This window comes from Endozoicomonas ascidiicola (assembly GCF_001646945.1).
Taxonomy (GTDB): domain Bacteria; phylum Pseudomonadota; class Gammaproteobacteria; order Pseudomonadales; family Endozoicomonadaceae; genus Endozoicomonas; species Endozoicomonas ascidiicola.
In genome coordinates, this window is the sequence record NZ_LUTV01000001.1 from 421,776 (window position 1) to 435,741 (window position 13,966).

A 13,966-nucleotide genomic window follows, 5' to 3' on the forward strand; every position below is an offset into this window, starting at 1 on the left:
AGATGAAAAAGGCAAAGAGAGAAAACGTTACCTTTACGAAAACATGATGACACCTTATGAAAAACTGAAATCTTTGCCTGACTGGACGCAATATTTGAAGAAAGGAACTCCGCCGCATGCATTGGAGTCAAAGGCTGAATCAATGAGTGATAACGAGGCTGCCCAGCAACTGCAGTCTGCCAGAGAATCACTGTTTCAAGGCATCTTTAAGCGAAAGGCCTGAAATCATGGGTTTATACTCTTTTCAGGCTCATTTTGGGATTGGAAAATACTGCAACTGCAACAGGCTCTTGGATAGACAATTCACTACTTTCAAACCAATGCTTGCACAGGGTATTGCAAAACCACTGCCGTTCATTCTATAGGGGGTTCCTACCTGCAATGTTTTTTTCAGTTTCTAATACCAATCGCACTTTCTAAATTCCTATTGCACCTCATTTAGTTAGTCATGCACATAACGGGTTTAGAAAGTTTGATTAGTATAAAAGGTCGACTAGGCTGAGCTACCGTTAATGGTTGGTGGTGTTTTAATTCGTAATGGGAGTTAAAGAAGAAACTTGAATTCAAGTAATAAATGCATAACCCATAACTTTTCTTACATCAATCCCAGTTAACTCTTTGAAAGCCTCATAAGGTGTTTTGTAGTCAAGGCATTTTCTAGGTCTATTATTCAGCTTATCAACCGCTATGATAACTTCTTTTTCTGTAACGTTATTAAGCTCCATCGACTTGGGGAAGTACTGCCTGAGTAGCCCATTAGCATTCTCATTCTGACCTCTTTCCCAAGAGTGATACGGAGCAGCAAAGTAACTGTCACACTTCAACGCTTTGGCAACCTCTTCATGCTGAACAAATTCTTTTCCATTGTCGTACGTTATGGTTTTTACAAACTTTTTCAGTGGCTTGAGCACGCCGATCATCGCCTGTTTAACCGCTTTTGCTTTCTTTCCAGGCAGGGGAACAGCAAGACGAAGCTTGGTCTTTCGCTCATCCAATGTAGCGATTGCACCAATGGCACTGACTTAAGGCTTAAAGCCTTGGCATGAAAGACTTGCCCAGAAAGCAAACCAGCTGTCTAAACTGATCAGAATCATCCTACCGGGCAAGCCTCCATGAGCAAGTGTAGTCCAGAGTATTTACGTCTCGCTAATGACTGTCGTAACCAGTTTGCCCAGGCTTCTGATGCTGAGCATACTTCAATATTACGCTCTGAAGATCTGGATAAATTTCAAGAGCAGCATCCGGGACGAGAGCGAAACTACCCAGCAATAAAAACAATAACGTTATTTATGAGACAAGTGTCTAATGATGATAAATCCTGCAGCAAGCAGCAAAGTGTTGATTCAAGACACCGCAGACCAGTTAGCGCTTGGGAAAAAAATGCTAAAAACTGAAAACGATGCCTACTGTAAGGCACGGGGACGACTCAGGGAACAAGCTCTTAAATCATTATTTCAAACTTCCGGGTGTCGTCTTTCTGATGAGTCTCCAGCAGACTGGCTTTGGCATAACCGCAGGGTGGTAATGACCGATGGCTCTACCTTATCCGGACCTGACACCGAGGCCAATCAAAAGGTATATCCCCAACCATCCTCCCAAAAAAAGGGCTTGGATTTCCGCTAATCAGAATCCTTGTACTTATCACTCTTGCCAGCGGTGCTCTGTTGGATGCAGCAGTCGCACCCTGCACTGGTAAGGAAACCGGTGAGCAGGCGCTGCTCAGACAAATGTTCGGAAGCTTAAACAAGGAAGATATTCTCTTGGGTGATGCCAATTTTGAGAATTATTTCATACTGGCAGCGCTGATATCAGCAAACATTGATGGTGTTTTTGAGAAAAACGACTCTCGTAGTCTTGATTTCAGAAAGTGTCATGTGAAGCTGGGTAGCAAAGAAGGACTTTTCAAGCTGGCGAGGCCTGCGCGTCCAGCGTGGATGGATGAGGATTCCTACCGTGAAGTCCCAAAAGAGATCACTATCCGGGCGATCAAAACTAAAAAACGAATAATTGTCACAACGCTAATAGATGCGGAGCGTTACCCCAGAAAAGACATATCCGATTTGTACATAGATCGGTGGCATATTGAGCTTGATTTCCGATGCATAAAAACCATGATGAACATGGACATTCTGCGTTGTAAAACACCTGAGATGTTGCGCAAAGAGATATACGTTCACTTGCTGGTGTATAACCTTATCCGTGGGTTGATGGCAAAAGCAACAGAGGCTGAGGGTCATAAGCCAAGGGAAATGAGTTTCAAAACAGCTCAGGATACTCTGCGTAGTTACCATCACTTGTTGCTTATGGGAACCATCAATATTTTTCAGCTGTTAGAAACAATGGTCCAGTTGATTGGCAAGCACAAGGTCGGTAATCGACCAGGAAGATCCGAACCCCGAGCAGTGAAAAGGCGTAGCAAGCCATCAAAGAAACTTCAACACTCAAGAAAGAAAGCTCGTAAGCTCAAGGAGTACAAGAGCTGAGGGCTTAAGTCAGTGCCATTGGCGATTGCCCCCTTATGGTTTTTGCCAATTATGGTATCAGCCTCCCAGTCGCCAACACGCTCTCTGTTGTTGACTACTGCCGGACGCTCCTCAATTCCAACCCGATTGGGTATCCCGGTTCGGTTATGGGCTGAACCATACCTTTTTCTGTAGGTCTTTTTCTGGTGTCGTAAGTGCTTATAGAGGGTGCCTCCTTTACGCTTATCATCCGCTATATACTGATAAATCGTTTCGTGGTGTAGCTCAATTACCCCTTCTTTTTTAAGTCTTCCAGCCACTTGCTCTGGACTCCAGTCTGCACGGATATCATTAGCTATGCGTCGTTTAATATCATCCGTTAGCTTAACAGCCTTGGTTTTTTCCTGATGACGCTGTTGAGCCATACGATGGGCCTGCTGGTGTTTGTAACCGCGTAACCCCTTGTTGCGCCCTAACTCCCTTGACAGGGAACTCTGATCGCGCCCGAGTTTTTGTGCAATTTTGTTTTGGAAAGTCCCATTTTTCAGTTCGATTTCGATATAATGTCTCTCTTCAGAGCTCAGGTGCTTAAAGGCCATCCGTGGCATCCTCTGTAGTGTTTCGTCGCTTTACAGAGTACACCTGAGTTCTGATTCAATTCAAAGGCGGTTCTGTAGCAACTCTGTGGTTACAGAGGTTATGCATTTATGATACGAATTCAGGAAATATAAATTTCATGCCGTTATTTAAAATCCAAGAATCTCGCAATCCCCCAAAAAATGACTTGGAAAATTATTACCTTGGATTATCTAATAGCTTGATATTCAGCATGAATGTATCAAAGTGAATTAAAGATATTAATTTACAACTGATATGCGTATAAAAGAAATTCATACCAACTACCAACGGTAACTCAGCCGGTCGACTACCTTTCTCAGACATAAGGTGTCAGATCATATTCTCTGCGGCGATCAAACAACCTCAGAGTTTTTTATACGTTCGCTCATACTTTCCTTACTCAAGGGCTTTAACTCCACCCTTTCAAAATTCGAATCACTATCAACGACAAAACCTCCGCTCTTTGTTTTATAAAGCCTGCTGTTATCACTTATCGGGGGAATATAATAGCCTGCAACTTCTTCCCTCTTCGAATCTCCTGTGGCCATCAGTGTCATCAGCTGTTGCCTGTAGTCACTAACCAAACCATTATATAGTGCACTGACCGAGCCCCACCCGTTCACGGGCTTGTCAGAACCTTCAAATGATTTGGAACTCCCGGCGCTTGCTGAAGCCCCGGCATTTCCAACTTCAACTGCCTTGTTGTATTCCATTATTTTCAAACCATTGGCGATATCAGCCAGCACATAATCCAGCTTTGATTTAGCCTTGGCAGTGCCTGCTGCTGCATCCGGCCCATAAGTGACAGGGCCTGTATCAAAAATATTACACATCGTATCACACTTGGTGGATCCCACTTCCCAACCAACAGAGGGTGCCACACCCAAAACACTGCGGCAATTTCCATAAGTGAGATATTCATAGTCATACTTATTAGCACCCGGAGAGCAGTAGCGTACTTCAAGGATTCCCTTGCCGGATACACAGACAGGCAGCGTTTTATACACGTCAAGCCAGTTGGGTGGTCTCATCCCCTTCAGCTTCTCAATATCAATATTTTTACCACCATCACAACAGGGCAGTACTTTTTTCCAGAAGTCGAGGTACGGCTTCTTATAACCATCGGCACCATGAGTGTTTTTGGCCCGTTTCAGCAGCCAGGCCGCATTTTTCAAATGGAGACCAAGATCGAATATCGCAAAGCCACAACTCCCCAGCAAAGTTGCCCCCATGCTAATATCCGTCCATAGCTTTTTACTGCGCTGACCTAAGTGCGGTAGGCAACCGGTGTTGCCTTCCTGTGGCCACAACCATTCGGTGTCAAGGCCATTATCAAAGTCCAGAAGATCCCGCTCCTTTTTTGTGAGTACCTGATTCGTCAATAGCTTGGTTCTTACTGCCTTAACGCCTTTTGCGTAAGCTTCATTAATTACCTCACGGGTCATACCTTCATATTCTGAATTCAATAAACAGGGAAATGCCCGGTTACCCATGCTGTAGGGAAAATCCCGAATCGGAAGGTCTGGTGTGACATGTTTAACTTCAAAAGCAAGGTTATCGCACACTCTGCAAGTACTGGCGATCATTCCAACGTATTTCGCAATTTTTTCGAAAGTATTCGGCTGCTTTTTCACACCATAGGCTTCGCCAGCCCCACTATCTCTTAAACCTGATTGCAGAGCAGCCTCCCATATTTTCTCAACACTGCCAGCAATCAATCCTTCATTGGGGTTTTTAGTCAAACGCTGGCCGACGTTCTCCAGCGTGCCCATGGCATACAGGAACATAGCACCAACGGAACCAGCACCGTTTCCTATCTTCATCAAAAAAGAGTCCGACTTGGCAACGGTAAACAGGTTGTCTATCTTCTTTAAAACTTCTTTCGGTAATGTCACACCAGCGGTGCTCAAAAAATCACGAACTTTCTGCTTTTTCGGGATAGAGCCCACTTCCCGCTCTAAAAGCAAGCCTCCAAGAAGGGCTATATAAGCCACGGGGACATATTTACCCATAATACGCCCCAGCTCTGAAACAAAACTCATGAATGCCTTACCAGCTCCACCCTGAAAATGTTCGGCTATATCCTGGAGCCGAACACTTTCCTGGTATATATACATGCTGGACAATTGAATATTGAATTCATGCATTTTCTTAATACTGTCAATAAATTGATCCACATAAAAATCGACATTATCTGGATGCGTATGGTTTTTAATAAGTAACTGAAACTTAGCCATTATGATGTCTGGCGTAGGAATGCATGACTCATTTAAATGACTAGTAACTTCTTCTACATTTATGAATGGATAATCTGCACCCTTAAGCTCCGCCAGCAACTTCATTACTTCACCCTTAACCACCTCCTCTCCATTTTGTGTTGCAGCCCCATTACCGAGACATAAACAACGTAGGACAGATCCCATTTGCTTCTGTTCTTCACTGCCGTATACATCTTTTTTTCCAAATACCAAACCGTTCCACTCATCGATATAATCGGATACAGTGCTTGCCTCAAACGCCTCAAAATGATTTTCGGATAATTCAAGTAAACGCTGATCCACAACCTGCTCTGTGGCCAAATCCGTTTTTTCTTTTGGAAGGGTTAAGTGCTTTACAGACTCAATAAAGGGATAAATCACATTACAACGACCAGCCGCTTTCAGCGTAGATACACATCCATCTTTGAAGGTAGCTTTTGCATCCCTGTTCAAGAAAACCTGATCCTTTTCTGCGGGCGTTTTCCTTACGGCATATTGCTGGAAATATTTCTCAGCAACAGGACCAGCACCCTGAAGATTCCTGGGTTGAACTGTAATTGCTGAATCCATTTTTGAAGAGCTTGTAAAGCTCGTACTCTGAGGAGCAAGCAAAGGCATTGACATAATTAAGCATTATCCTTTTATTCATAAAAACAAGTAGACGACAGAATTAACACGACAGAATTAACGCTACAGAATTAAATCTTAGTTATTAATTATCCACGCTTATCAAAATAGTAAACGTGTTTATAAACATGCATATTCTGTAGAAATGTTATGAAATGAAGAATTAAATAATTATCTCATTTACATGCAAACCTTGCATAAACGATCATTAAAGCGCAACGCTTTATCGGAAAATCCTTATAAAAGCCCGACTCACTACGTATTTTTGATAAAAGCTAAAAACCTGATCAATAGACAATAAGTACCTAACCATATGAAATCGAATATTTCTGGCTTAGTGGTTAGTTACTATGCAAGGCGCAGCGGAGTGAGCATAGCCGTAGCTATGTGATCGAAGCTGCAACGTAGTAGAGTAGCTGGCCACTGAGTCAGAAAGTATGATTTCATATGGTTGGGTACTTATGTTTGAACTTACCCAACTATTTTAAACACGACACCAGATAGTTTTTTTACTTTTCGAAAACCCTAAAAAAATTAATCACCCATTGCGCAACGAGCTGACTTTCTGTGCTGTCCGATAAAGCCTCAAGTCCCCTCACATAAACATCTTCCCCAAAGACATGACGCCTCAGATCCAACAGAGATCTGGAGAACTCTCTGGTAAACTCCGGATGCCCCTGAATACCAAGCAGACAATTATCGTACTGGATCATCCAATTAGGACAGAAAGTACTACCTGCCAGAACAGCGCCAGAATCAGGCACAGATGTAACCTGATCCTGATGACTGACTAGCAGCTTAAAGTCAGTACAGTCTGGCTGCATCCACTCAGGGTGACTGAACACTGCATTGTCGGACATGCCAACCCCCCAGCCCTGCGAAGCGCGAACAACCTCTCCCCCCAGTGCTTTTGCAATGATTTGATGACCAAAACAGATGCCCACCAATTTCTTTTTTTGTTCAAACACAACCCGGACAAACGCCTCTAATGGTGCTATCCATGGAAGGTCATCATTAGCACCATGTTTACTGCCAGAAATAATCCAGCCATCACACTCATCAACAGACGACGGGAACTCCATATCAATCAACCGCCAAGTGGTCAGTTCAATGGAAGGCTCGACCTGCTGTAACAGAGTCGCAAACATTTCCGGATAGTTTCCGTAAATTTTTTGAAGCTCTGGATGCACATCATCACACAACAGCAGACCGATATTCATAAGCGCCCTCTTACGGCAGCAATAAACAATTGCTGATACTCCTCAACAGAAAATACAATAGGGTTTCCACCCGCTGAAGGGTCTGCAAATGCCATTTCACCTATCTTTTCAAAATCATCGTCTTGAATGCCTATCTCGGCAAGGGTGTGAGGAATCCCTAGATCAGCACGAAGCTTCAAAATCCAATTCAGAAACGTATCAAAACCAGGGTTATCCAAATGGAGATAACGACTCAAATCGGTCAGTCGCTCTGATACTGCTGACTCATTAGCCTTTAAAACATAAGGCATCAGTACCGCGTTAAGAAGACCGTGGTGCGCATCAAATAATGCCCCCAACGGGTGAGCCAGCGCGTGCATGGCACCAAGGCCTTTTTGAAATGATGTCGCCCCCATAGTAGAAGCCACCAGCATCTGCGTTCGCGCTTCAAGATCATTGCCATCAGAAACCGCCGTTGGAAGATATTCTTTGATTAACCGAATACCTTCCAGCGCAATACCCTGTGCCATTGGGTGATAATGGGGTGAACAAAAAGCTTCCAGATTATGAGACAGTGCATCCATACCAGTAGCCGCCGTTATTTTTGCCGGTAAACCGCAGCTCAGAACCGGATCAAGAATGACAATCTCCGGCAACATCCGAGGATGGAAGATAATTTTCTTAACCTTCAGCCCTTCATGGGTAATGACCGATGACCGCCCAACTTCAGAACCGGTGCCAGCAGTGGTTGGCACCGCGACGACAGGCACCATGCCATCGACGTTTACCCGTGTAAAGTAATCGCCAATGTCTTCAAAATCCCAGATTGGGCGATCCTGCCCAACCATTAACGCAATTGCTTTTGCTGCATCCAGGGCCGAGCCACCACCAAAAGCAATAACCCCATCGTGGCTGCCTGCTTTAAAAGCTGCAACACCGGCATCAACATGAGCACCTGTGGGGTTACCCTTAATATCGGAAAACAATCCGCAGTTGCCTAATGTCTTACGACAATGCTCAACTGACTGCTCCACCATGGGTAAATAAGCAAGTCCCGGATCAGTCACCAGCAATGGATTGAAAAAGCCAAGTTCCTGACAGCTTTCTGGTAACTCTCTAATACGCCCAGCGCCCACGCGAACATTGGTGGGGTAATTCCAGTTTGCGGTATAGTTTTTGATCGTCATAACGCCTCTGTTACTTCTTATTCTTTTAAAGGTTATGGCTGCTTGATATGGAAAGACTTGGGCCGAGTAAGAGCGTCATACCCCAACACCGACAAAGTGCAACCTCGCCCGGAGTTTTTGATACCTGTCCAGGCCAGCCCCGGGTCTAAATAGTCACACCGATTAATAAAAAATGTGCCGGTTTGAACCCGTTCACCCAATGCGATCCCTGCTTCAACATCCTGCGTAAAAATGGCAGCAGTTAAGCCAAACTCACTGTCGTTCATCAAACCAATGGCTTCGTCATCGGAACGGACTTTTTGCACGCCCACCACAGGACCAAAGCTTTCTTCAGTCATCACCCGCATGGAGTGATCCACGCTGGTTAATAGCTGAGGAGCTAAATAAGGTGTGCCTTCTTGATCCATAGGAAACGCTGAAGGATCTATATGAGCCACTGCGCCCTGCGCTATCGCATCATTTATCTGCTGTCGTACAAAATCCGCAGCACCGGCTTTCACCAAGGGTCCTAAAGTGGTTGTCGGGTCATCAGGCAGACCAAGACGATAGGCTTTAACCAATGCCACCGCTTTTTCTAAAAAATCATCATAAACGGCTTCATGCACATAAATCCGTTCAATACCACAGCACGATTGCCCGGAATTAAAAAAAGCACCATCAATCACCGTGGCAACGGCGGAATCCAAATCAGCATCTTCACGAACATAGGCCGGATCTTTCCCCCCAAGCTCCAGCCCCATACCGATAAAACGCCCTGCTGCTGCCTTTTCCACGGAAGCCCCCCCAGACACTGAGCCTGTAAAAGCAACATGGGCGACCTGATCGGCTTTAATCAGATATTCCGTGTCCTGATGAGACATATGCAAATATTGAAAGACACCTTCAGGCAAACCGGCCTCGGTAAATGCATGTACCAGACGCTCGGCGCATAATGGCGTGTGTGCAGAATGCTTTAGCAGAACCCCATTACCTGCCATTAAAGCGGGCATAATACTGTTAATGGCTGTCAGCAAAGGGAAGTTCCAGGGCGCAATGATCAGCACGATACCGAGCGCTTCTTTCTTGATGTATCGAGTAAACCCTGCCTTCTCCGGCAAAGCCACAGGGCTCAATGCTTCTTCCGCCACAGAAATCATGTAGCGGGCACGCTCTTCAAACCCTGCCACTTCACCACCAGCGTATTGAATAGGCCGCCCCATTTGCCAGGTGATTTCACGGGCAATGTCGCCTTTTTGGCTAACAAAAATATCAACGGCCTTAGTGCAGATCTCTACCCGTTGATTCACACTTAATGATTGCCATGCTTTTTGCGCACTGACTGCCTGCGCTAATGCCAAATCAATTTGATTCTGCGTTGCGAGTTTTCGCTCCACATAAACCTGCCCATCCACAGGCGAGATGGTTTGCTGAACATCTGTCATGATGATTTCTCAAATAATTTCGAAATAACGATCCATTTCCCAATCCGTAATGTGCTTACGGAATTCACGCTCTTCCCACTCACGACTGGCAGCGTAATGATCGACAAAATCATCCCCTAACATAGAGCGCGTAGCACTGGATTGTTTGAATTTCTGAGCCGCATCCCAAAGAGTTGAAGGTAATGCTAACTCTGGCGAATGCTGTTGTTCATAGGCATTGCCTTTCACCTGCTCTTCCGGCTCCCACTCATTAATAATGCCCTGCAGGCCAGAAGCCAAAGCGGCGGCCAGAGAAAGGTAAGGGTTGGCATCCGCAGAACCAAGACGATATTCTACCCGCTGGGATTTATCGGAACCGGGAATCACTCGCAATGCTGTCGTACGATTCTCCACACCCCATGTGGCATCGGTCGGCGCCCAGAAACCGGGAATCAGTCGTGTATAACTGTTCACCGTTGGGGCAATCATTGGCAGGAATTCAGGCATTAGTCGTTGTTGGCCGGCGATGAAATGCCGTTGAATTTTGCTGATATTGTTTTGCTGATCAGGATCGTAAAATGCGGACTTACCATCCGATTTATTGCGAAGAGACAAATGAATATGACCACTCTGACCCGGATAATCTCCAGACCATTTCGCCATAAACGTCGCCATCAGTTCATTGCGCTGAGCCAGCACTTTGATGAACGTTTTAAACAGTGCCGCCTTATCTGCCGCATTAATCGCTGAATCAACTGTAATGGCTGCTTCGATAACGCCCGGACCTGTTTCGGTGTGGATACCTTCAATGGGAAAATCCATTGTCTCACCAAGGTTAAGAATCTGATGATACAGATCTGAATGAACAGAATTTCTAAGAATGGAATATCCAAACCAATCTGGCGTCAGTGGCTTGAGATTTCTAAACCCTTTTTCCCGGGCTGATTCTGGCGTTTCCTGAAACATAAAGAATTCATATTCCAGAGCACCAAACACATCAAAACCCAACTCATCAGCTTTTTCGATAACCCTTCGTAATGTGCCGCGAGGGCAAAGTGCTTCTGCCTGCTCTGAGAATTCCCCCATAAACAGCAACATGCCATCTTCAAAAGGAATTTCACGACAAGTCTCCGGCAAAATTCTGACAGGCGCATCAGGATAGCCGGTATGCCAGCCCGTATAGTTAACATTATCGTAAAGCTGATCCTTACTGTCCCAACCCAGAATCACATCGCAGAAGGCAAAACCATTTTCCAGGGCAGAAAAAAACTTGGCTTTGCTCATGTACTTGCCGAGCATGACGCCATCGTTATCGAACAAGCCCACTTTTACATGGCTTAACCCCCGTTCTTCAACGATTCGCTTGGCATCGGCTACAGTTTTCACATCTCTGGGGTTCTGCATACCGCTCACTCCATTGTTTTTATTCTTGTTTTAAACAGCCGGGTAACGCTTTACCCGGCCTATCCCTTAACTCAGCTCAGACTCAGCTTTGGCAATCGCCTCAAACTCTTCTTCTGGCGCCTTAGCCACCAAGTGATGACGACTATAGAAAGCAAAGTACGCAATCATAATGGCGTAGAATACTGCAGACCAAAAGGCGGCTTCTTTGCTCACCACAAAGGTGGCAATAAAAGCGACAATGGACAACAAGAAAGCAATGCCAGACGTCAATGTGCCACCAGGTGTTTTATAAGGACGTTCCAGATCAGGCTCTTTCACTCGTAGAATGATGTGCGACAACGTCATCATGGCATAAGAGATGGTGGCACCAAATACCGCCATGGTAATCAGCAGATCACCTTCACCGGTCAATGAAAGCAGGAACCCAATAATCCCGGGAATAATCAATGCCATGGCTGGCACCTTGCGTTCACCGGTTTTGGACAGAAAACGTGGCAAATAACCGGCACGGGACAAGGCAAACACCTGACGGGAATAGGCATAAATAATGGAGAAGAAAGAAGCAATCAGACCGGCAAGACCAATTAGATTCACAAATGTGGCGGCTGTGGAGTCTTCTCCATACACATGCTGCAGCGCGCCCACTAATGGCGCAGCATGGTCTTTCATAAGATTTGCACCCGCACCACCCGGCGCCAGTACCAACACTGAGCCACCAAACACCAACAGAACCAACATGGCGGTGATGATGCCTTTAGGCATATCTTTTTTTGGGTCACCCGCTTCTTCCGCTGCCAGTGGTACGCCTTCCACAGCCAGAAACAACCAGATTGCAAAAGGAATCGCTGCCCAGATGCCTATATACCCTTCAGGCAGGAAAGACGATGCGCCTGCAGCCTCTGTATTTACGGCAATATCAAACAGGTTATTGCTATCAAAAGCAGGAATCATTCCGACAATAAAGACGACAATAGCCAATGAAGCCAACGCCGTAATCACCATCATAATCTTTAATGCTTCGCCGGCACCCCAAAGGTGAATACCCACAAACATGGCATAGAAAGCAAGGTAAACCAGCGGACCATCCAGCCCCACCAGCTCAGACACATAGCCGCCTATAAAAACGGCAATGGCCGCAGGTGCAATAGCGTATTCAAGGAGAATGGCAGTACCCGTCAAATAGCCACCCCACGGGCCAAGTGCACGACGGGCGTAGGAGTAACCGCCACCCGCCGTTGGCAGCGATGCAGAAAGTTCTGCAAGGGAAAGCACCATGAACATATACATGATGGCCATGGCAATGGTTGCCAGCAACATACCGCCAAAGCCGCCTTGCTCGAGGCCGAAGTTCCAACCGGCAAAGTCGCCGGAAATGACGTACGACACTCCCAGGCCTGCTAATAATATCCAGCCGGCGGCGCCTTTTTTCAGCTGTCGTTGTTTCAGGTAATCGTCCGAGACTTTTTCGTACCCGACTGTACTGTTATTGACCGGTGGTCTTCCTGTTTCCAGCATCAGTGACTCCGTTTTATTGTTATGGTTTGTGGCCCATACTGCTCGGCACTGATTCAGCGAAATATGCTTAGATCAAAGTGTAAAAGCCCCATTACGAGGCAACAATCATCTTCACAAACTCTGAAGTCGTACTATTAGCAAAACTAATACAAGCAAACCTAATACCACTATTTCTGAATGCTGATTTTTGCATCCAGCCATGGCATCCATTGGATCAACTCAGGCACAATTTTATCTTTCAGAATTGCACGACTGTTGACAGCCATCTCCTCGGGAATAGTCCATAAGTCATAGCTGCGACTAACCAGTGTCAGTTCACGAAAATCATCTGGCGCGGGCAGTGGGTGGACATCTACCAGTCCATTTATCCATTGCCGGCACTGATAGAGACAGAGCGGCGTGGTGATTGCCCAGCACAGCCCGGTAGAGACCATGTTGACAATGGCTGCGGTATTATCCAGCTGCAGTTTTCTTGGTAATTCCAGCTGTAGCCGGGTTAGCTTATGGTTAATTGATTTACCAATGAGCGAGTGAACCGGATAGCGGGCAAAGTCCAGTTGGCTTGCTAACGACATAATCAAGTCATCACCGCCTTGAAAGCCAGCGGGGCACACCATGATCAAAGGCTCTCTGAGAATCGGGTAACGTTTGAGTTCATTGCCATCAAACACCTGATCATCTGAAATAATAATATCCACATCATGTGATAAAAGACTTTGGGCGTGAATGTGTGAAAGCCCTGTGCTGATAAACCATTCAGCAGTTTGTTTTTTTAATAATTCCGTCAGCGGCTTACCAATAGCCGTCACCAGAGAGTCCACCATGGCAATTCTTGCTCGATCAATATGCTGAACCTGCCCTGTTTTAACGCTTCTGCTTAATTGGCGAGCATGATCCAGTATTCGGATACTCCGGTCGTAAAAAAAACGACCATCAGGGGTTAGTTGAATAGGCCTGACAGCCCGGTCAATGAGTTGTGCCTCTAGCGTTTCTTCAATATTTGCCAACGTCTGAGATATTGCGGATTGACTGATATCAAGGCGCTGCGCCGCCGCTGTCATGGTGCCGCTTTTCACCACTTCAACAAAGACTTCAAGAGAGCGCAAATCAAAACCAAATGGGTAAGACATAAATCCAGTCACATATTTTTAAAATTATTTTTATTCGACGTTTACAGTCTATTGAATAGCAATCAATGGATTAAAGCCATTGACCTGAGTGGTAAAGGGTGAAATATTTCTGTAACAAAATTTCATAACAATAGCGAAGAATAACAACAAACCTCAAAGGGGCGCA

Annotated in this window: 10 protein-coding genes and 2 pseudogenes; 3 read left to right on the plus strand and 9 right to left on the minus strand. The window is 45.6% G+C overall.

The features are described from left to right. Nucleotides 1-223, plus strand: a 223-nt coding sequence (locus AKL11_RS01530) for a hypothetical protein (RefSeq protein ID WP_216636740.1), incomplete at its 5' end; no start/stop codon positions are given. A 340-nt stretch (nt 224-563) separates the two neighbouring features. Here the strand turns inward: AKL11_RS01530 and AKL11_RS01535 are convergent. Further along, nucleotides 564-1,010 (minus strand): annotated as a pseudogene (locus tag AKL11_RS01535) (IS30 family transposase); the annotation flags it as partial. 295 nt (nt 1,011-1,305) lie between these two features. Between AKL11_RS01535 and AKL11_RS01540 the strand changes: the two are divergent. After that, nucleotides 1,306-1,623 carry a hypothetical protein gene (locus tag AKL11_RS01540; protein ID WP_067514867.1) on the plus strand — a complete coding sequence of 106 codons (318 nt, stop codon included), beginning with the start codon at nt 1,306-1,308 and terminating at the stop codon, nt 1,621-1,623. A 38-nt stretch (nt 1,624-1,661) separates the two neighbouring features. Continuing rightward, the gene (locus tag AKL11_RS01545) at nt 1,662-2,483 is read left to right on the plus strand and encodes a transposase (RefSeq protein WP_245673612.1); all 822 of its coding nucleotides are present in this window, start codon (nt 1,662-1,664) and stop codon (nt 2,481-2,483) included. On the opposite strand, the pseudogene AKL11_RS01550 reads toward AKL11_RS01545, so the two are convergent. The 8 genes and pseudogenes from AKL11_RS01550 to AKL11_RS01585 all read right to left on the minus strand — a co-directional run. Further along, a pseudogene (locus AKL11_RS01550) lies at nt 2,459-3,061 on the minus strand (IS30 family transposase); the annotation flags it as partial. The gene AKL11_RS01545 and the pseudogene AKL11_RS01550 overlap by 25 nt on opposite strands. A gap of 372 nt (nt 3,062-3,433) precedes the next feature. Further along, nucleotides 3,434-5,908: a hypothetical protein gene (locus AKL11_RS01555; RefSeq protein ID WP_157673356.1), complete on the minus strand. Its 2,475-nt coding sequence runs from the start codon at nt 5,906-5,908 to the stop codon at nt 3,434-3,436. Between the two features lie 566 nt (nt 5,909-6,474). After that, a complete protein-coding gene (locus tag AKL11_RS01560) occupies nt 6,475-7,185 on the minus strand; it encodes a glutamine amidotransferase-related protein (RefSeq protein WP_067514874.1) in 711 nt (236 codons plus the stop codon). Then, nucleotides 7,182-8,351: an iron-containing alcohol dehydrogenase gene (locus tag AKL11_RS01565; RefSeq protein WP_067514876.1), complete on the minus strand. Its 1,170-nt coding sequence runs from the start codon at nt 8,349-8,351 to the stop codon at nt 7,182-7,184. Before AKL11_RS01565 ends, AKL11_RS01560 begins: the two co-directional genes overlap by 4 nt. Before the next feature lie 32 nt (nt 8,352-8,383). Beyond that, nucleotides 8,384-9,772, minus strand: coding sequence for an aldehyde dehydrogenase family protein (locus AKL11_RS01570; RefSeq protein ID WP_067514878.1), 1,389 nt, complete (start codon nt 9,770-9,772; stop codon nt 8,384-8,386). 9 nt (nt 9,773-9,781) lie between these two features. After that, the gene (locus AKL11_RS01575) at nt 9,782-11,155 is read right to left on the minus strand and encodes a glutamine synthetase family protein (protein WP_067514880.1); all 1,374 of its coding nucleotides are present in this window, start codon (nt 11,153-11,155) and stop codon (nt 9,782-9,784) included. 66 nt (nt 11,156-11,221) lie between these two features. Then, the gene (eat, locus tag AKL11_RS01580) at nt 11,222-12,670 is read right to left on the minus strand and encodes an ethanolamine permease (RefSeq protein ID WP_067514882.1); all 1,449 of its coding nucleotides are present in this window, start codon (nt 12,668-12,670) and stop codon (nt 11,222-11,224) included. A gap of 167 nt (nt 12,671-12,837) precedes the next feature. Further along, the gene (locus AKL11_RS01585) at nt 12,838-13,800 is read right to left on the minus strand and encodes a LysR family transcriptional regulator (RefSeq protein ID WP_067514884.1); all 963 of its coding nucleotides are present in this window, start codon (nt 13,798-13,800) and stop codon (nt 12,838-12,840) included. Between the last annotated feature and the right edge of the window lie 166 nt (nt 13,801-13,966).

What these genes read in the sequence shown, in the direction of transcription:
- AKL11_RS01570 (WP_067514878.1), bottom strand. Translation starts at nt 9,772, where the DNA reads ATGACAGATGTTCAGCAAACCATCTCGCCTGTGGATGGGCAGGTTTAT.
- eat (WP_067514882.1), bottom strand. Translation starts at nt 12,670, where the DNA reads ATGCTGGAAACAGGAAGACCACCGGTCAATAACAGTACAGTCGGGTAC.
- AKL11_RS01540 (WP_067514867.1), top strand. Translation starts at nt 1,306, where the DNA reads ATGATGATAAATCCTGCAGCAAGCAGCAAAGTGTTGATTCAAGACACC.
- AKL11_RS01565 (WP_067514876.1), bottom strand. Translation starts at nt 8,351, where the DNA reads ATGACGATCAAAAACTATACCGCAAACTGGAATTACCCCACCAATGTT.
- AKL11_RS01555 (WP_157673356.1), bottom strand. Translation starts at nt 5,908, where the DNA reads ATGGATTCAGCAATTACAGTTCAACCCAGGAATCTTCAGGGTGCTGGT.
- AKL11_RS01585 (WP_067514884.1), bottom strand. Translation starts at nt 13,800, where the DNA reads ATGTCTTACCCATTTGGTTTTGATTTGCGCTCTCTTGAAGTCTTTGTT.
- AKL11_RS01560 (WP_067514874.1), bottom strand. Translation starts at nt 7,185, where the DNA reads ATGAATATCGGTCTGCTGTTGTGTGATGATGTGCATCCAGAGCTTCAA.
- AKL11_RS01575 (WP_067514880.1), bottom strand. Translation starts at nt 11,155, where the DNA reads ATGCAGAACCCCAGAGATGTGAAAACTGTAGCCGATGCCAAGCGAATC.